Origin of the sequence: Pseudorhodobacter ferrugineus DSM 5888 (assembly GCF_000420745.1) — a bacterium.
Lineage (GTDB): Bacteria > Pseudomonadota > Alphaproteobacteria > Rhodobacterales > Rhodobacteraceae > Pseudorhodobacter > Pseudorhodobacter ferrugineus.
In genome coordinates this window covers 25,261-42,482 of sequence record NZ_ATVN01000006.1, presented here as the reverse complement: position 1 = coordinate 42,482, position 17,222 = coordinate 25,261, and the positions used below count along the sequence as shown (strand labels likewise).

The window sequence follows — 17,222 nt, the reverse complement described above, 5'->3', positions numbered from 1 at the left end:
CTGCCCCCCCTTAGAAGTTTGGTTTGATGTCGTCGTCCAGATAGATCGAGGCGGCATTGTCGCCCAGATGGTAGAGGAGATATCCACTTGGGGACGACCCTTGATCTGCTGCCAGACTGCCGCCTTGCAGGGTGATCTGATCGTCTGCCCCGCCCTTGACCATCAGTGTGTTGTCCGGACCCGTCATGGCAATTAGCTTTTCTGCGCTGATGGTCATGTTGGTTGGGGCAAGAGTCAGATCCAGCGACGTGAAGTCGAAGTTCTTGAACGCTGCATTGTTCAGATCAACCGAAATGGAACCCGTGTTATTGGTGACCAGCAAGGTTGCCGAGTCGTTGCCCGCCGCATCATGGTGATTGATGACCAGATAGTCGCCTTCTGGCACCGTTGCGTTGTCAAACCGAGCGAAATCGGACCCGAGCGACCCTGTTTTCAGATTCAAAGGTGTATCGCTGCCATTTGCGCCGACACGGTGGAACGAGAAGTTGGTGTCAATCGTTTCATCGAGGAACACACCGCTGAGGCCTTTGGCGCCCGAGGTGGATTTCAGGATGTCGGTGACTTCGGGCGCGTCTGGGGCAACCGTATCAATCTTTACGGTTTCGTCGAAGCTGGTGAAGTTGCCGGCCTTGTCCGTCGCCTCAAAGGTGATTCTCATACTGACGTTATTGCCGCGTGGCAGTTGATTTGCCTCAAAGCGGACGCTCCATGTGCCGCTGTCGTCGATATGCACCTCTTGGAAGGCGCCGCTTGGCAACCTTACGACCATCGTGGACTTGGGTTCACCCGTTCCGGCAAGGTCAAGGCCGCTTGCAACTTCGACCGCGTTCAGGGTGCCATCGCCACCGATCAAGCCGCTGCCACCCCGTGTAAAGGGCGTGACGATACGGTCGATTTCGACGTTTTCGGTATGCGGAGGCGATATGTTGCCAAGTTTGTCTTTGGCAACCGCAGTCAGTTCGACAGTGGTTTCGCCTGCTGGAATGACACCTGCGGGGATTGTCACCCTCCAAGTTCCGGCAGTGGGGTTGACTGTGGCGGGATAGGTGCCAAAGGTGCCAAAGGTGACCATAACCGACTGCGCACCGACCTCGACGGTGCCGCTGACGGTCAGTCCGCTGCGGGCCTCGATGTTGTTCAGGACGCCATCATCGCCGGTGGACATCTCGGTCAGGTCAAAGTTGGTGACTTCGGTGTCGATGGCGATGGTGTGGGTCTTGGTGTCGGTGTTGCCCGCGAGATCCGTGGATTTTACGCTGACCTGAGTGTTCGGGCCGTTTGTAAAGGTGCCGCGGGTGATTTCGCTGCTTTCGAACTTGCTCGACCATACGCCTGCATCATTGGCATAAACCGTGTGAGCCGGTTTGCCCTGAAAGCTGACTTCAACCTTGGCCCCTGCTTCGGCACGGCCGGTAATGGTAACGCCCGCGTTGGCTTCCGTGCTCATGATGATGTTGTCACCACCGGCCTGATTGGCGTCGATGGAAACGGTGGTTTCGCGGTCAACCGTGATGGTGCGTTCGTTTCGGCCCGCGTTGCCATAGGCATCAACCGAGTTGACGATCGCGGTAGAGGTACCAGATGCGGGGATAGACGCGCTGGGGAATTTCACGGTCCAGTCGCCGTTGGCAGACACTTCGGCCGGTACTGTGGTGTTGTTCCATGTTACTGACACTGATTTGGTGCCAGCTTCGGATTTGCCGGTGATCAAGACGTCGGATTTGGCCTCGTCGCCGTTGATAATGCCATCGCCGGCCAGTTTTGGTGTCGTGTCAAAGCTGACATTGGTCGAGGTGTCGATCTTGAGCGTTTGTGTGGTCTCGCTGGGGTTGCCCGCAGCATCAACCGTTCTTGCGGTCAGGGTTACGTTGGTGCCATCGGCGGTAAAGGTGCCAGCGTCATATCTAACTTCCCATTTGCCATCGGTGCCGGTTTTCACTTCTTTCAGGGTGCCGCCCATGGTCACGCTGACCATTGCACCTGCGGTAGAGGAGCCGGTCACGACAACTTGGCCGCCCGATTCAACCAAGTTGATCGTGTCGTCGCCTGCGGTCGTGTTGAACGATAGCGGGTGGGGAATGGTATCAACCCGAATGGACTCTGTGATAACGGTTTTGTTGCCCATCGGGTCAGTTGCGGTGATGATGGCGGGGAAGGTGTTGTCGCCCGCAGGAATTTGCGACTGGGTAAAGGTGACTTCCCATTTGCCATCCCTGATGGTGGTGCTTTGGGTATGACCGTTGACCACAACCGAAACGGTCGCGCCGGATTCGCCTTCGCCTTTGATGGTCACGCCGTCGGCGTATTCTGCAAGGTTTTCAATATCGCCTGCGGCCACGGTGCCTTCGGTCGCCGTTACGACTGGCGGGGTCAGGTCGATAACAAATTCTGGACCGTCCAAGGTTTCAGTTTTGCCGTCTTTGTCTGTGACATTCACCTCGGCTTCAAACTTGCCGTCGCCGGGGAAGTTGCCGCCTTCGAACTTGGTTTCCCATGTGCCATCGTCTTTGATGGTCGTGGTTTGGGTTTTGTCGCCGACTTTGACTTCGACCTTTTCACCCGGTTCGCCCGTGCCTGTTACGGTCACGGCCTTGTCGGGGGTGTTGGTGCTAATATCTTTGCTGTCAAGCGCGTTGTCCACGGCTGGGGGGGTGCGGCTGCCACCACCACCACCGCCGCCGCCACCAATACCGCCGCCAATGACAGCCGCGCCGCCGGCAATTGCTGCAGCCGTACCAAGACCGCCGCCGCCCAAGCCCAACAGCGCAGGCGCGAACATGCCCATGCCCACTTCGTCATCTGCGTAACCTTCGGCCGCTAGCAAGGTGCCGTCATCGGTAAAACGAAGGTCATCGACGTTTGAATATTTGTTCCATGTATCAACGGGGCCGTAATTGGCATACATCGCGCCATCGCCGCCATCGGTCAAAAAGACCTCTGTCACTTCGCCGTTCGAGCTGAGGTATAGCTTGTTATCCTCGCCCGCAGCGGATTCAAAATAGCCGCTCAGGGTAATGCTGCGGTCGTCTGATAGTTTTAGGATAAGGTCCGTGCCCTGCCGTTCATAGGCCACTACACTGGATTGAGGCAGATTAAGGGATACGGATTCGCCGGACCCAATCTGAAGAAACTCGCTGCCGCCGTCACCAGACACCGCGCCGCGTACAACATTGCCCGCAGAAGTGCGGACAGCGAAATCAATCGCTCTAACCATGATACTACTCCGCCTCATTTCCGGGATTGTTTTAGCCCGGCTTTGTTATTGAGCATTTTTGCCCCATTAATGCCTTAATACCTAGTTTCGGACACAATTTCTAGGGGGTTTCCGCGCATTCAGACACAAATAGCTATCTTTCGATAAATGTAGCTCGCATTGGATATGCCGTAGGCGGGATTTTTTAAGGAAATGTGCAATCTAAAGGTGAAAAGGACTGCCTATTGCGCCAAACCGACTTAATTTTTGGGTGAAGATATAGCGTTTAGCGTACAGCGGGCCGTGTCGGCGCTTTGAGTTTAGAAAAACACTGGTGCATCTATGTGACAGTTATGGCTATGCTGTGCCAAGCCAACGGGACCCGAGAGTGTAAATGCCGCAAATTTTTTCAGGAGCGCAGGTTTTTGATGGCAAGCGATTGCTGGCAAATCAGGCGGTTATGGTTGAGAGTGGTATAATCACAAACATTGCGCCGGCTGGAGCGGCGGCCCCAATGTTTCAGGGTGGTATTTTGGCGCCGGCCTTTGTGGATTTGCAGGTAAATGGCGGCGGTGGTATTATGTTGGACGGCACCGCCGATGCCGGACGGATTGCGGCAATTTGTGCGACGCATATTCTGATGGGCTGTGCAGGCGTGTTGCCGACATTGATTACCGATACTGCTGATGCGACCCGTCGGGTGATTGACGCCGCGATAGAGGCGGCGCAAGCTAGTGTGCCCGGTTTTTTGGGGCTGCATCTGGAGGGCCCGCATTTGGACCCGCGGCGCAAGGGTGCCCATGATCCGGACCTTATTCGAATGATGTCTGCGTCTGATTTGACCTTATTGTTGGATGCGGCGCAAAAGCTGCCGGTACTAAAGGTAACGCTGGCCCCATGTTCGGCGTCTTTGGACCAAGTGCGCGCCTTGGTGCAGGCGGGTGTGTTGGTCAGCCTTGGGCATAGCGACTGCAGCTATGACGAGGCGATGGCCTATATCGCTGTGGGTGCGGGCTGTGCGACACATCTTTTCAATGCGATGGCACCTATGTCGGGGCGCAATATGGGGTTGGTGGGGGCGGTGCTGGACACAACCTTGCCCGCCGGTATTATTGCAGATGGGATACATGTGTCACCCGCCGCGCTGCGGATTGCGCTTGCCGCACGGCCCGAGGGTTTGTTTTTGATATCGGATTGCATGGCTTTTGCTGGCACCGATTTGACCGAGATGGTTTTGGGCGGGCGTCGTATTCGGCGCGAGGGCGGGCGGTTGACGCTGGATGATGGCACTTTGGCAGGGGCCGATTTGCGGCTGGACCGCGCGCTTGGTGTGTTGGTGGGACAAATCGGGGTAAACCCTGAGGCAGCGCTGGCGATGGTAACATCTACGCCTGCGGCGTTGATCGGGATGGGCGATACTTTGGGGCATCTGGCCGTCGGGCGGCGCGCCGATATGGTGTATCTTGCTCCCGATTGGCGCGTTGAAAAAAACTGGTGGGGTGGGGTGGCGCTGTAGCGCGGCACTTGCTGCAGGTTTGATTGTGCCCGACTTGGAGAATAACGGTGCCCGAAATAGAGAAAGGGTTGCCTGTTAAGGCAACCCTTTCCGAGTTTTAAGGAGACGGGCCAGTTAGGACGACACGTCCAGCCAGAGGTGTGCTTTACTGGGGGCTGCCCCTAGCAAACACCCCCGCTGATTGTCCCGACACGTTTCTCCACCATCACTCTCGACACTGGACCACCTCCTTTCAAATGGGTTTCTGATAATGTGAAGGTGGCACATATTTTCCGTTTGTCAAAAGTTTTTACACAACATTTGTATGAAACTTTTTCACGATGATGCGAAACGGGATCAGGGCCAGCAAGGCAAGCGCCAGTTTCACGCCCCAATCAGCCAGCGCGAGTGACACCCACAAAGGCGCATTTGGCCCGATACCAAGGACCGGCAGGGTTTCATTCGCCCAAGCAATATCATTGCCGGGTTCAAGCCAAATAAGCCCCGCCGAAAAGGCGATCGTGAAAAAGATCGCCGTATCGGCGCTGGCCCCGACAAGGGTGGATGCCAAAGGCGCGCGCCACCAGCTGCCATGGCGCAGTTTGTCGAAAATAGCTACGTCAAGCAGTTGGGCGGTCAGGAAAGCGGCACCCGACCCAATGGCAATGCGCAAGGTGACCAGTGGGCCGAATTCGCCCATAATTTGCGTGCCGACAAAGGAACAGACCAACCCGACGGCAAAGCCCACCAGCACAACGCGGCGGGCGGCGGCGGCACCGTAAAAGCGGTTCATCAGGTCCGTGACCAAAAACGCCAGCGGATAGGTGAATGCACCCCATGTCAGCCACTGGCCGAACAGATGTTGCACAAGGATGTTAGAGGCCACAACGATGGCCGCCATGGCGATAACGCCGGGGAGGAGGTGTTTGGTCATGTGATTTTTCCGTTTTATCAAGGTAGCGGATACTTGGCCCCCGACATGGGGACGGCGCGCTTTACGCCTGCGCGGGCGGGGTTGTCAACGGATTACGCGGTATTCCACCACTTCGGTGCGCTGTGCCCAAAAGAAGTTATCATCGGCGATCATGGTCATGCGAATGTCGCCCGCCGCATCGCGCCAAACGGAAATGCTTTCAAGGTTGTCATGGGTGGCGGGGGCGGTTTGCAGTTCGACCCGCTGATCTGCAAAGCCTTTGGCCGTTAGGGCAAAGCTGCGCACACGGCTGGAAAAGCCAAAAATGCCGTGAAAGCCGCGTTCCAGCAGGTAAAACCGCCCATCGGGGCCGAAATCGGCACCTACCGCGTCAAAGTCTTTGCTGCGGGGCAAGGTTAGGGTTTGATCCCATTTACCTTTGGCATAGCGGAAAACCGGATAGGGGCCGCTGCCACGCGGGCTTTCTGGCAGGGTGTAAAGGGTGCCTTTGGCGTCAATCGCCAGCGCCTCTAGGGCCCCATTCTTGCGCAAAGTGGCGAATTCGGGTGGGCGGGGCAAATCCTTACCTGGTTTCGATAAGGTGCTAAATGTCATGATGCGGGCCGTGCCAATGCCTTCAAAGCTGACAAAGGCCTGACCGTTCGGGGCAATCGCAAGCCCTTCGGAATCGGCCCGGTTCGCGGGCAAAGGGCGGCCATCGCTATCCTTCAGATCCGCGACGGGGGCGGCGGTGATCTTGGTGATATGGCCCCGACCGTCACGGGTGATTTGCCCGATGGTCCAGCCTGCGCGATCACCGATCACAGTGAAACGACTGCCATCCGCAGACAGTTCCAGCCCTGAAAAGCCGCCGTGATTGGGATCACGGCTGCGCCAGATATAGGATCCGATGAAATTGGACGCGTGCAAAGTGGCGGCGCTGCTGTCAAGCGCCAGAACCGCCAGCATCGCGACTAGCGCGAGGCGAGGACGTTTTTGCATGCGTTTGGCAGATCCGCCATTGTGTATTGCCGCGGGCCGCGTTTGGGCGCGGACGGTTTTTTCGGCTTTTTGGCAGTGGATTTTGGCGGGTTCAGATAGTCTGTGACCCACCAGTTCAGCGTATCATCACAGCCATTGCCACCGTTCGACAGGCTGGACACGGTTGGTTTTTGCGTTTCGCACGCACTTGCCCCCGCAGGGCATTTCAGGCGCACGTGAAAATGGGTGTCATGGCCTGCCACGGGGCGGATTTTTTGCAACCACGCCTTATCCGACGACCGCGCGGTTTTGCACATTTCCAGCTTTACCGCGGCGGCGACGAAAATACGGTCTACGCGGGCATCGGATGCTGCGGCCTTTAGCAAGGCATGGTGGCGCGGTGTCCAGTTTTTCGTGACAGACCGCTGGTCGCCGGACCGCACGGGAATAGAGCTGATGCTTTCGCGTTCGGACCGCGACAGGTTCAAGCGGCTGGGCGGCAACATCCAGATATCGGCGTCCAGCCCGATTTGGTGGCTGGCATGGCCCGAGGTCATCGGCCCGCCGCGCGGTTGCGAAATGTCCCCGATATACAGGCCTTTCCAGCCCACAGATACGGCGGCGCGGCTAAGGTCTTCTAGGTAGTTTATCATCACGGGTTGGCCCCAATTGCGGCCACGCGACAGGCGCATCGCCTGCCATGTGGGGCCGGTTTCGGGCAGTTGCACATGGCCCGCGCCGCAGCCTTTGGCATAGCTGCCAACGGGCATGGCGGCTTGGTCTGACGCGTCTTTTTTGGCGCCGAACAACTGGTTTGCAAGGGATTGGGCAAGGCCCGCATTGGGGGCTGCGAGGGCCGTGATCAGCGGAATCGCAAAGAAAAACGGTTTCAACATCACAGATACCCCACGTTTCGGTCACCTTGCGGTTTTACCCACCATAGCAGAATTAGGCCAATGAGAAACAGCACGATAAGCGGGGATATGCCAAGTTGCTGGCTGCCCGTGATGTCTGTGACCAGCCCTATGGACAAGGGGGCGATAAAGGATGTGGCCTTGCCCGCCAGTGCATAAAGGCCAAAGGATTCGGTAATACGGGCCGGGTCGGTTTGGCGGACCAGCATGGTGCGGCTGGCCGATTGCAGCGCGCCCCCCGCCGCGCCGATCATTGCGCCAAGGATATAAAAGGCGATATCGGGCAGTTTGCTTGTCGCTTCAACCGGAATGCCGAACACCGATGTGCGCGACACCATGACCACGCCGATGGCGACCAAGGTAAGGACGATGACGGACAGGGTTATCACGGGTTTGGGGCCAAAGCGGCTGTCGGCCTTGCCGCCCAGCCATGCAAACAACGCCCCTGTGACGGATGCAAGGATGCCGAACACGCCGACCTGCGTGACCTGCCATTCCAACACGCCTGCCGCATAGATGCCGCCGAACACATACATGCCGTTCAGCGCATCACGGTAGAACATCGATGATCCCAGATAGGCGAACAGGCTGCGCTGTTTGGGCAAGGCGCGCAGGCTGAGTTTCAGCTCGGGGATGGCTGTGCGCGCGGCGGCCATGATGCCCATCGTGGCCTTGCTGGCCGGTTCTTTGACCCACAGGAAAAACGGGATCATGAACACGACATACCAGATCGCCGTCAGTGGGCCGACCGAACGAGTGCCTTCACGGGCCTCGGCATCAAGGCCGAACAGCGGCGAAATGCCGATCAGGGTTTTGCCGGTTTTGCCCTCGGCCAGCAGCAAAAGCATGGTGATCAGGGCGATCAGCCCACCGATATAGCCGAATGCCCAGCCCGAGCCGGAGATTTTGCCAATCTCGGCTTCGGTCCCTAGATCGGGCAGCATGGCATTGGTAAAAATGGTCGCAAATTCCATGCCGACCAAGCCGATGGCAAAGGAAAACATGACCAGATAGAGGTTGAAATTGTCGGGGGCGGCGTACCACAGCCCGCATGCGCCCACGACATACATCACCGAAAACAACCAAATAAATCGCATCCGCCCGCCTGCTTTGTCGGCGACAACCCCCAACAAAGGGGCGAGCAGCGCGATGACCAGACCGGCAAGCCCGATGCCATAGCCCCAAGCGGCCTGTGCGCGGCTGCCATCGCCCAGCAGATCCTTGATATAGGGCGCAAAGATAAAGGTGATCAGCAAGGTGTTATAGGGTTGGCTGGCCCAGTCGAAAAAGTACCAGCCCCAGATGCGTTTCTTTGCCGATGTCATATCCGCCCCCCGCGTTTGCCCCGATCAAGCCCGAAACGGGGTGCTGACGCAAGCACGCAAACGGGTCAGCCTTTCAGCGGTGGCCAGGGGCGCATGGCGTCGGCGTCAATCCAGTCGGCCACCCAATCGGGCAGGGTCGGGGCTTGGGTGTCCTCGCCAAGTGCCTGGAGCACCTCAATCGGTGCGACGATGCCGGATTTGGATGTGATGGCCGAGCGGATCAGCACATGGCTGGTGCAATCGCCGCCCTTCCACATGCTTTGTTCGATATAGAGAAAACGCGCGTCCCAACCGATGCAGCGGCTGCGCATTTCCACACGGTCAAACAGGCGCACGCGTTTGCGGTAGCGGGTGCTGGCGCCGGCCACGGTCAGGCCCCATTGGTTGCGTTTCAGCACCTTATGCAGCCCCACGCGCTGACCCAGCGGGATGCGGCCCAAATCATAGAGCGTCAGGGTGCGGCCGTTGTTCAACTCGCGCCACGGGTCGATGTCTTGCGGCCAGCAGCGGTGGTGGCTGATATGGGTGCCAAGAATGGGCAAGGCAGGGGCATTGCGGAATTTCCACAATTCTTTGAACATGCGCAGATATGGGTACATTACTGGCTCCTTTGCGCGGGGGATGCCGCAGTGCGGCGCTACGGTCAAGCGAAACGCTGCGGAAACGGTTGCCCTTTGGGGGCGGGCGCAGTACCTATCTGCTATCCCTAGTGGTAGGAGCCCCCAGAATGCAGTCTTTGTTCCAGATTTTGATGATGATCCTGCAAGTCGCGCAGTTCATCATCTTTGCCCATATTATCATGAGCTGGCTAATAAATTTTCAGGTGTTGAACCTGCGGCAGCCTTTGGTGGCCCAAATCTGGGACGGTTTGAATCGCACTTTAGAACCTGTTTACAGCCGTGTGCGGGCGTTTTTGCCGGGTGGTTTGGGGCTGGACCTTGCGCCGCTGGTGGTGTTGCTGGTGATCTTTGGTTTGCGGATCATTCTGACCAATAACGTCGAATTTTTCTACTAATCCTTGATGGCCGCGCCCACGGACCTTCTTGCCTCTGTTTTCGGGTTTTCCGAATATCGGCCCGGTCAGGCCGAGATTGTGGATGCCGTTTTGGCTGGTGAAAACTGTTTGGCGATTATGCCAACGGGGGGCGGGAAATCGCTGTGTTTCCAATTGCCCGCGCTGTGCCGTGACGGTGTGACAGTTGTGGTGTCGCCGCTGATTGCATTGATGCGCGATCAGGTCCGCGCGCTTAAGGCGGCGGGGGTAGAGGCGGGGGCGCTGACATCGGGCAATACCGATGACGAGACGGAAGAGGTTTTTGCGGCGCTGGATGAGGGGCGGTTGAAACTGCTGTACCTCGCGCCCGAGCGGCTGGCATCCATGGCCACGGTGCAGATGTTGCGCCGCGTGGGTGTGTCCGCGATTGCGGTGGATGAGGCGCATTGCGTGTCGCAATGGGGCCATGATTTTCGCCCCGATTACCTGCGCATTGGTGAATTGCGCCGCGCCTTGAACGTGCCCTTGGCCGCGTTCACCGCCACGGCGGATGAAGAAACCCGCGCCGAGATTGTGACGCGGTTGTTTGATGGGGTGGCCCCATCGACATTTTTGCGCGGGTTTGACCGGCCCAATATTCATTTGGCGTTTCAAGTAAAGGACAATCCGCGCAAGCAGATTTTGGCCTTTGCAGCGGCGCGCAAGGGGCAGTCGGGCATTGTCTATTGCGGCACGCGCGCGAAAACCGAAACGCTGGCGCAGGCGCTGCGTGAGGCGGGGCATCCGGCCACCGCCTATCATGGCGGGATGGATGCCGAAGACCGCCGCGCAACCGAGGCACGGTTTCAGCGTGAGGATGGGTTGATCGTGGTCGCCACGGTGGCGTTCGGGATGGGCATTGATAAACCCGATATCCGCTGGGTCGCCCATGCCGATTTGCCCAAAAGCATCGAGGGGTATTATCAGGAAATCGGTCGCTCGGGGCGCGATTCTGCCCCTGCCGAAACCCTTACGCTGTACGGCCCTGACGATATTCGCCTGCGCCGTTCCCAGATTGACGAAGGCTTGGCCCCCAATGACCGCAAAGATGCCGACCATGCCCGCCTGAACGCGCTACTGGGCTTGGCCGAGGCTGTGGGCTGTCGGCGTGAGGTGCTGCTGCGGTATTTCGGTGAAGAGTCCAAACCCTGCGGCAACTGCGATATTTGTGACCGCCCCGCGTTGTTGTTTGATGCGACCGATGCGGTGCGCAAGGCGCTGTCGGCCATTTTGCGCACAGGGGAGTCGTTCGGGGCGGGGCATTTGATTGACATCCTGACCGGCAATGCCACGGCCAAGGTGGTGCAGCGCGGGCATGACCAATTGCCGACCTTTGCGGTGGGCAAGGACCTGTCCAAACCCGCGTGGGGCGCGGTGTTTCGCCAGATGATGGGGCGTGATTTGGTGCGGCCCGATACCGAACGATATGGTGCGTTGCGCATGACCGATGCCGCCCGCCCCATTTTGCGCGGCGAGGAAAGCATCACTTTGCGCAAGGATACGATCCAATCGGCCAGCTCTGGCCCCGTGGTCAAAGCGCTTGTGTCGGATGAGGATGCACCGCTGATGTCGGCGCTAAAGGCCAAGCGGCGCGCGCTGGCCGAGGCGGCGCGGGTGCCTGCCTATGTGATTTTCCCCGACCGCACGTTGATTGAAATGGCCGAAAAACGCCCCCGTGATTTGGACGGGATGGCGCGGATCACAGGGATTGGTGCGAAAAAGCTGGAAAGCTATGGCGCGGCGTTTTTGGCGGTGATTACCGGCGAAGGGGCGCAGGCCCTGCACCCCCAGCGCATGCGCCTTGCGGGGCGTGATGCGGGCGCGGTGTTTGACCGATTGGCACAGGTGCATCTGGAGTTGCAGCGCGGGCCGGACGGGATAGACAAGCCCGTGTCTTGTACCCAAACCACCTTGCGCCATATTGCCGAAAAGCGCCCCGCATCGCTGGCCGATCTGGACCGTATTCCCGGCATGGGCGGCCCGCGCACCGATCGTTTCGGGGCCGCGTTTCTGGCCGTGATTGCGGGTGATTGACCTTTTGCCCTTGGACCTTAGATAGATTAGCATGTTGACAGTAATTTCCCCCGCCAAACGGCTTGACGATAAAGCAACTCTGCCCGCAGGGTTTAGCGCAACTGCGCCTATTTTTAGGGCAGATGCCGAGGTGTTGGCCGGTGTGGCGCGCGAGTTGACAGCGAGCAAGCTGCGCAAATTGATGGATATATCCGAACCGTTGGCGCAGTTGAATGTGGAACGGTTTGCGGGTTTTGATGTGGCCGAAACCCGGCCCGCCGCGTTGTTTTTCGCAGGCGATACCTATGCGGGGCTAGAGGCCAAGACGCTGGACGCAGATGCGCTGCGCTGGGCGCAAGACCATTTGCGCATTTTGTCGGGGCTTTACGGTGTTTTGCGCCCATTGGATGCGATCAAGGCCTATCGGTTGGAAATGGGCAGCAAGCTAGAAAACCCGCGTGGGGCGGATTTGTATGCCTATTGGCGGGGACAGGTGGCGGCTGCGTTGAATGAGGCCGTGGCGGCGACAGGAGCGCGCGCGTTGATCAATTGCGCGTCGATCGAATATTTCGGCGCGGTGAATACCAAGGCGCTGACGGTGCCGGTGATTACGCCGGTGTTTTTGGAAGACAAGAATGGTGAGGCCAAGATTGTCAGTTTTTATGCCAAAAAGGCGCGGGGTGCTATGGCGCGGTTTATTGCGGAAAATCGTTTGACGGACCCTGAGGCTTTGCAAGGGTTTGATACGGGCGGCTATGTGTTTGATGCCGCGCGGTCGGCGCTGGATGCGCCTGTGTTTGTGCGGGCTGGTTGAGGGCTGCGCGCAAGCCAAGACAAATCTGCCCAGACACGTTAGGGCAGATGGATATTCGGATCGGAAAGAAAGCGGATTTTACGGATCTTGGTCCAGCAGGGATTTCAACCCTGCGCGGTAGTCAGGGTGCATCAAGTCGACGCCCAATTCGCTTTTGATCCGGTCATTTCGAACGCGTTTGCTTTCGGCATAAAAGCTGCGTGCCATTGGGGTCATGTCGGCATCCGCCCAGTTTTCCGAAGGCGGAATGGGCAGGCCCAGCAGGTGGGCGGCATGTTCGATCACGTCTTCGGGTGGGGCGGGGTCATTGTCGCAGACATTGTAGATTTGGCCGGGGTTGGGGCGCGCGATGCTGGATGCCACGGTTTGCGCGATGTCATCGACATGGATGCGCGAAAACACTTGATTGGGTTTCAGGATGCGGCGGGCGGTGCCTTCGCGCACCTTGGCAAAGGGGCCGCGACCGGGGCCATAGATGCCGGCAAGGCGAAAGATGTGAAGCGGCAGGCCAAGGGCTTGCCAGTGCTGTTCCGCCAGAACGCGCTGCTGACCGCGTTTGGTGCTGGGAGTTAATGGGGTGTCCTCATCTACCCAGCCGCCGCCGTGGTCGCCGTAAACGCCTGTGGTGGAGAGGTAGCCCACCCAGTCCAGTTTCGCCGCCGCGATTTCGGCGGCATGTGCGGCCAGCACCGGATCGCCATTCCCATCGGGCGCGATCGAGGTGAGCAGATGGGTGGCGCGGGCCAGCGCAGGAGCAAGGGGCGTACCGGGCCAAACCAGCGGTTCAACCCCCGTTGCCGCCAGTGCTGCGGCGCTGTCTGCCGTGCGGGTGGTGCCGATGATGTGCCAGCCCAGCGGGACCAGCCGTTTGGCAAGTGCTTGGGCCGAATAGCCGTGACCGAGGGAGAGGAGTGTTGTCATATCCCAGTTATCGGCCGTGCCGTGGGGCGGTGCAACTTGATTTTATGGCTGGCTGTGTCACGGGTTTGTCATGTGCTGTTGCGATGCTTTACTATGAAACAGGGCTTGCGCATTCGCACGGTGTTGCGCTTAATACTGGATCATTTTTGAAAAGAAAAAGCAAATGAACGACGACACGAAACTTCCCGTATTGACCCCGCAGCATCCGGTCAGCGACAGCTTTAACTCGGCCGAGAAAGCGGTGGACAGGTTGCAGGAACTCTATGCCGAGGCGACCGAGTTTTTGGCCCAGCATTTCAGCGCTGCCGTTAGGGGGGGGAAGCCCGCCACGCGGATACGGGCGCATTATCCCGAAATCCGTCTGACAACGACCAGCTTTACCAAAAGCGACAGTCGGTTAAGCTTTGGCCATGTGGCCCAGCCCGGCACCTATTCGACCACGATCACGCGGCCAGATCTTTTTCGCAAATACCTGATCCAGCAGATTGATCTGTTGATGAAAAACCACGGGGTGACGGTGCAAATTGGCCCGTCCGATACGCCCATTCCGGTGCATTTTGCGGTGGCAGGCAACCCTGATGTGTCTATTCCGCAAGAAGGAGTTTTGAATTTCAGCCTGCGCGATGTGTTTGACGTGCCGGATTTGGCGACGACCAACGACGATATCGTCAACGGCACCCGTACCGCCTATGCTGACGGGTCGTTCCCGCTGGCGCCGTTTACTGCGCAGCGGGTGGACTACAGCCTTGCGCGCCTGACCCATTATACCGCGACCGACCCCGATCATTTCCAGAACCATGTGCTGTTCACCAACTATCAGTTCTATGTCGAGGAATTTGAGGGGTTCGCCCGCGAAATGCTGGCCGACCCGGACAGCGGCTATACCGCCTTTGTTGGCACGGGGAATACGATTTTGATCTCGGCAGATGGGGCGATGCCTGTGCCGCTGAAGCTGCCGCAAATGCCGACTTATCATTTGAAACGCGCCGATGGGCAGGGGATTACCTTGGTCAATATCGGGGTGGGGCCAAGCAATGCCAAAACCGCGACCGATCATATTGCCGTGCTGCGCCCGCATGCGTGGATGATGGTGGGGCATTGCGCGGGTCTGCGCAACAGCCAGTCGCTGGGTGACTTTGTGTTGGCCCATGCGTACCTGCGCGAAGACCACGTGTTGGACGATGATTTGCCCGTTTGGGTGCCCATTCCGGCGCTGGCCGAGATTCAGATCGCGCTGGAAAACGCGGTGGCCGAAGTGACGCAATTGCAGGGGTTTGACCTGAAGCGGATCATGCGGACAGGCACGGTTGCCACGATTGACAACCGCAACTGGGAATTGCGCGACCAATCTGGCCCTGTGAAACGCCTGTCTCAGTCGCGGGCAATTGCGCTGGACATGGAAAGTGCGACGATTGCCGCCAACGGATTCCGGTTTCGGGTGCCGTATGGCACCTTGCTGTGCGTATCAGACAAGCCCTTGCACGGCGAGTTGAAGCTGCCTGGCATGGCGTCGGATTTCTATAAAACCCAAGTCGCGCGGCACCTGAAAATCGGTATTCGCGCGATGGAGCGGTTGCGCGAGATGCCGCTGGAGCGGATTCACAGCCGTAAGTTGCGCAGCTTTGAAGAAACTGCATTTTTGTAGTTGGGCCCGCAAACTGCCCGCGACATAGGGAAAACCCACCAATGGGTGCTGATTTACTGGAATTTGCACTTGATTTAGGTGGCAAAAACCTGTGTAGCGGGGTATCCGCCCCAAAGGGCTGCAAAGGCCCTGCATAATGACAGGGCAAGTACATGGAGACAGGACTTATGAACAAGCCAATGACCAAGACGCAGTTGATTGCAGCGCTGGCTGAAGAAATGGGCGCAGACAAGAAAACCGCTGGTGCAGCGCTTGACGCCGTTGCCGCGATTGTGACCCGTGAAGTTGCAAGCGGTGGCGCGATCACGCTGCCAGGCCTCGGCAAAATGGCGTGCCGCGCCCGCCCAGAGCGTCAGGTGCGTAACCCAGCAACGGGCGAAACCATGACCAAAGCAGCCGACAAGCAGGTGAAATTCACTATTGCCAAGGCGCTGAAGGATTCGGTCAACGACTGATCCTAGGATCGGCTTGCCGACCTTTACGGGCTGCCCCAGAAAATGGGGTGGCCTTTTTCTTTGCGCTGGGCTTACCTGATTCAAACATAGCCGAGGGAGCATGACTGTGCCGAACAAAGATTACGCTGTGGCGATGGCCCGCTATAACCTGTGGCAGAACGAAAGCCTTATGGCTGCCGCCAGCGGGTTGGACGCTGCCGCGCGGCAGTTGGATCGGGGGGCGTTCTTTGGGTCCATTGAAAAGACTTTTGCGCATATCCTTTGGGGTGACCGGATTTGGCTGGACCGATTTGCGGGAACCGGCGCGCCTACGGGTGGCATCACGCAATCTGCGGTTATGGAGCAAAGCTGGGATGCGTTTTGCATCGCTCGGGCCGCATTTGATGCGCAAATATTGGCATGGGCACATGGGGTTGATGCCGCGTGGTTTGACGCGGATTTAAGCTGGTATTCTGGCGCAGTTGGGCGCGAGGTGACAAAGCCCAAGCAGGTTTTGGTTTTGCAGCTGTTCAACCATCAAACCCACCACCGCGGGCAAATCCATGCAATGCTGACGGCGGCGGGCGCGCGGCCGGGCGATACGGATATTCCGTTCATGCCCGAACGGTTCGACGCGCTGCAAATGGATACCCGCATGGACATACGCGCGATTTTCATGGGGCTGGCCTTTGCCCTGATGTGGTCATCGGCCTTTACGTCGGCCCGCATGATCGTGGCGGATGCGCCGCCGATGACAGCCCTTGCGCTGCGGTTTTTGGTGTCGGGGCTGATCGGGGTTGGGATTGCCTATGCTTTGGGCCAAACCGCGCGGCTGACCCGTAACCAATGGCGCGCCACGATCCTTTTCGGCATTTGCCAAAACGCGCTGTACCTTGGGTTTAACTTTGTCGCGATGCAGTGGGTCGAGGCGTCGCTGGCCGCCATTGTCGCATCAACCATGCCGTTGGTCGTGGCGCTGGCGGGGTGGTTGATATTCCGCGAACGCCTGCCAGCCTTGGGCTATGCGGGGCTTGTGGCCGGAATGATTGGTGTGGGCATCATCATGGGCCACCGGATTTCGGACGGGGTGGACCTGATGGGCCTTGGGTTCCTTGGTATCGGCGTGCTGGCGCTGGCCTTTGCCACGCTGTCGGTGCGCGGGGCCATGGCGGGGGGCAACCTGCTGATGGTGGTCGGGTTGCAGATGCTGGTGGGGTCGGCGCTGCTGTCTGTGGCGGCGATAAGTTTGGAAAGCTGGGATATAAACTGGACCCCGCGTTTGGGGTGGGCGTTTGCCTATACGACTTTGGTGCCGGGGCTGCTTGCCACTTGGGTTTGGTTCAAGCTGGTTGAACGCATCGGGGCGGTGCGGGCGGCCGCGTTCCATTTCCTGAACCCGTTTTTTGGCGTGGTCGTTGCGTCTGTGTTGCTGGGCGAAAGCCTGACGTTGTGGGATGTGGCGGGTGTTGTCATCATCGCGGGCGGTATTCTGGCGGTGCAACTGGCCCGCGTGCAGCGGGCCAGTTGATTGGGGGCCAGTT

General features: G+C 58.5%; 14 protein-coding genes and 1 pseudogene. 8 read left to right on the top strand and 7 right to left on the bottom strand.

The features are described from left to right. Positions 1-10 precede the first annotated feature (10 nt). Positions 11-3,214, bottom strand: coding sequence for an Ig-like domain repeat protein (locus tag G560_RS0107005; protein WP_022703603.1), 3,204 nt, complete (start codon positions 3,212-3,214; stop codon positions 11-13). A gap of 373 nt (positions 3,215-3,587) precedes the next feature. Between G560_RS0107005 and nagA the strand changes: the two genes are divergently transcribed. Next, the gene (gene nagA / locus G560_RS0107000; protein ID WP_022703602.1) at positions 3,588-4,709 is read left to right on the top strand and encodes an N-acetylglucosamine-6-phosphate deacetylase; all 1,122 of its coding nucleotides are present in this window, start codon (positions 3,588-3,590) and stop codon (positions 4,707-4,709) included. Positions 4,710-4,998: 289 nt separating this feature from the next. On the opposite strand, the gene G560_RS0106995 is transcribed toward nagA, so the two are convergent. The 5 genes from G560_RS0106995 to G560_RS0106975 all read right to left on the bottom strand — a co-directional run bounded on the left by G560_RS0106995 (position 4,999) and on the right by G560_RS0106975 (position 9,420). Then, the gene (locus tag G560_RS0106995) at positions 4,999-5,622 is read right to left on the bottom strand and encodes a queuosine precursor transporter (RefSeq protein WP_022703601.1); all 624 of its coding nucleotides are present in this window, start codon (positions 5,620-5,622) and stop codon (positions 4,999-5,001) included. Positions 5,623-5,706: 84 nt separating this feature from the next. Further along, entirely contained in the window at positions 5,707-6,603 is an 897-nt protein-coding gene (locus G560_RS0106990) for an esterase-like activity of phytase family protein (RefSeq protein ID WP_028913820.1), read from the bottom strand. Continuing rightward, the gene (mepA, locus tag G560_RS0106985; protein WP_022703599.1) at positions 6,576-7,478 is read right to left on the bottom strand and encodes a penicillin-insensitive murein endopeptidase; all 903 of its coding nucleotides are present in this window, start codon (positions 7,476-7,478) and stop codon (positions 6,576-6,578) included. The genes G560_RS0106990 and mepA overlap by 28 nt, the downstream gene beginning before the upstream one ends. Beyond that, positions 7,478-8,821: an MFS transporter gene (locus G560_RS0106980; protein WP_022703598.1), complete on the bottom strand. Its 1,344-nt coding sequence runs from the start codon at positions 8,819-8,821 to the stop codon at positions 7,478-7,480. Before G560_RS0106980 ends, mepA begins: the two co-directional genes overlap by 1 nt. A 65-nt stretch (positions 8,822-8,886) precedes the next feature. Further along, positions 8,887-9,420, bottom strand: a complete 534-nt coding sequence (locus G560_RS0106975) for an acyl-CoA thioesterase (protein ID WP_022703597.1) — start codon at positions 9,418-9,420, stop codon at positions 8,887-8,889. Between the two features lie 128 nt (positions 9,421-9,548). Between G560_RS0106975 and G560_RS0106970 the strand changes: the two genes are divergently transcribed. The 3 genes from G560_RS0106970 to yaaA are packed head-to-tail and all read left to right on the top strand — an operon-like array spanning position 9,549 to position 12,681. After that, the gene (locus tag G560_RS0106970; protein ID WP_022703596.1) at positions 9,549-9,836 is read left to right on the top strand and encodes a YggT family protein; all 288 of its coding nucleotides are present in this window, start codon (positions 9,549-9,551) and stop codon (positions 9,834-9,836) included. A 6-nt stretch (positions 9,837-9,842) separates the two neighbouring features. Next, positions 9,843-11,888: a DNA helicase RecQ gene (gene recQ, locus G560_RS0106965; protein WP_022703595.1), complete on the top strand. Its 2,046-nt coding sequence runs from the start codon at positions 9,843-9,845 to the stop codon at positions 11,886-11,888. A 31-nt stretch (positions 11,889-11,919) separates the two neighbouring features. Further along, positions 11,920-12,681 carry a peroxide stress protein YaaA gene (yaaA, locus tag G560_RS0106960; protein WP_022703594.1) on the top strand — a complete coding sequence of 254 codons (762 nt, stop codon included), beginning with the start codon at positions 11,920-11,922 and terminating at the stop codon, positions 12,679-12,681. A gap of 78 nt (positions 12,682-12,759) precedes the next feature. Here the strand turns inward: yaaA and G560_RS0106955 are convergent, their stop codons facing one another. Further along, positions 12,760-13,602: an SDR family oxidoreductase gene (locus tag G560_RS0106955; RefSeq protein WP_022703593.1), complete on the bottom strand. Its 843-nt coding sequence runs from the start codon at positions 13,600-13,602 to the stop codon at positions 12,760-12,762. A gap of 163 nt (positions 13,603-13,765) precedes the next feature. Between G560_RS0106955 and G560_RS0106950 the strand changes: the two genes are divergently transcribed. The 4 genes and pseudogenes from G560_RS0106950 (at position 13,766) to G560_RS21300 (ending at position 17,209) form a co-directional block, all read left to right on the top strand. Beyond that, complete coding sequence (locus G560_RS0106950; RefSeq protein WP_022703592.1) at positions 13,766-15,247, top strand: AMP nucleosidase; 1,482 nt, start codon at positions 13,766-13,768, stop codon at positions 15,245-15,247. Positions 15,248-15,414: 167 nt separating this feature from the next. Beyond that, a complete protein-coding gene (locus tag G560_RS0106945) occupies positions 15,415-15,702 on the top strand; it encodes an HU family DNA-binding protein (RefSeq protein WP_028913818.1) in 288 nt (95 codons plus the stop codon). Positions 15,703-15,802: 100 nt separating this feature from the next. Beyond that, positions 15,803-16,291, top strand: a pseudogene (locus G560_RS21305) (DinB family protein); the annotation flags it as partial. Between the two features lie 45 nt (positions 16,292-16,336). Continuing rightward, positions 16,337-17,209: a DMT family transporter gene (locus G560_RS21300; RefSeq protein WP_028913817.1), complete on the top strand. Its 873-nt coding sequence runs from the start codon at positions 16,337-16,339 to the stop codon at positions 17,207-17,209. Positions 17,210-17,222: the final 13 nt, after the last annotated feature.

Bases quoted from the DNA above. Each gene is read 5' to 3' on its own strand.
- G560_RS0106945 (WP_028913818.1), top strand. From the start codon at position 15,415: ATGAACAAGCCAATGACCAAGACGCAGTTGATTGCAGCGCTGGCTGAA.
- G560_RS0106955 (WP_022703593.1), bottom strand. From the start codon at position 13,602: ATGACAACACTCCTCTCCCTCGGTCACGGCTATTCGGCCCAAGCACTT.
- G560_RS0106980 (WP_022703598.1), bottom strand. From the start codon at position 8,821: ATGACATCGGCAAAGAAACGCATCTGGGGCTGGTACTTTTTCGACTGG.
- G560_RS0106970 (WP_022703596.1), top strand. From the start codon at position 9,549: ATGCAGTCTTTGTTCCAGATTTTGATGATGATCCTGCAAGTCGCGCAG.
- yaaA (WP_022703594.1), top strand. From the start codon at position 11,920: ATGTTGACAGTAATTTCCCCCGCCAAACGGCTTGACGATAAAGCAACT.
- G560_RS0106975 (WP_022703597.1), bottom strand. From the start codon at position 9,420: ATGTACCCATATCTGCGCATGTTCAAAGAATTGTGGAAATTCCGCAAT.
- G560_RS0106950 (WP_022703592.1), top strand. From the start codon at position 13,766: ATGAACGACGACACGAAACTTCCCGTATTGACCCCGCAGCATCCGGTC.
- G560_RS0107005 (WP_022703603.1), bottom strand. From the start codon at position 3,214: ATGGTTAGAGCGATTGATTTCGCTGTCCGCACTTCTGCGGGCAATGTT.
- recQ (WP_022703595.1), top strand. From the start codon at position 9,843: ATGGCCGCGCCCACGGACCTTCTTGCCTCTGTTTTCGGGTTTTCCGAA.
- G560_RS21300 (WP_028913817.1), top strand. From the start codon at position 16,337: ATGGACATACGCGCGATTTTCATGGGGCTGGCCTTTGCCCTGATGTGG.
- nagA (WP_022703602.1), top strand. From the start codon at position 3,588: ATGCCGCAAATTTTTTCAGGAGCGCAGGTTTTTGATGGCAAGCGATTG.
- G560_RS0106995 (WP_022703601.1), bottom strand. From the start codon at position 5,622: ATGACCAAACACCTCCTCCCCGGCGTTATCGCCATGGCGGCCATCGTT.
- mepA (WP_022703599.1), bottom strand. From the start codon at position 7,478: ATGTTGAAACCGTTTTTCTTTGCGATTCCGCTGATCACGGCCCTCGCA.
- G560_RS0106990 (WP_028913820.1), bottom strand. From the start codon at position 6,603: ATGCAAAAACGTCCTCGCCTCGCGCTAGTCGCGATGCTGGCGGTTCTG.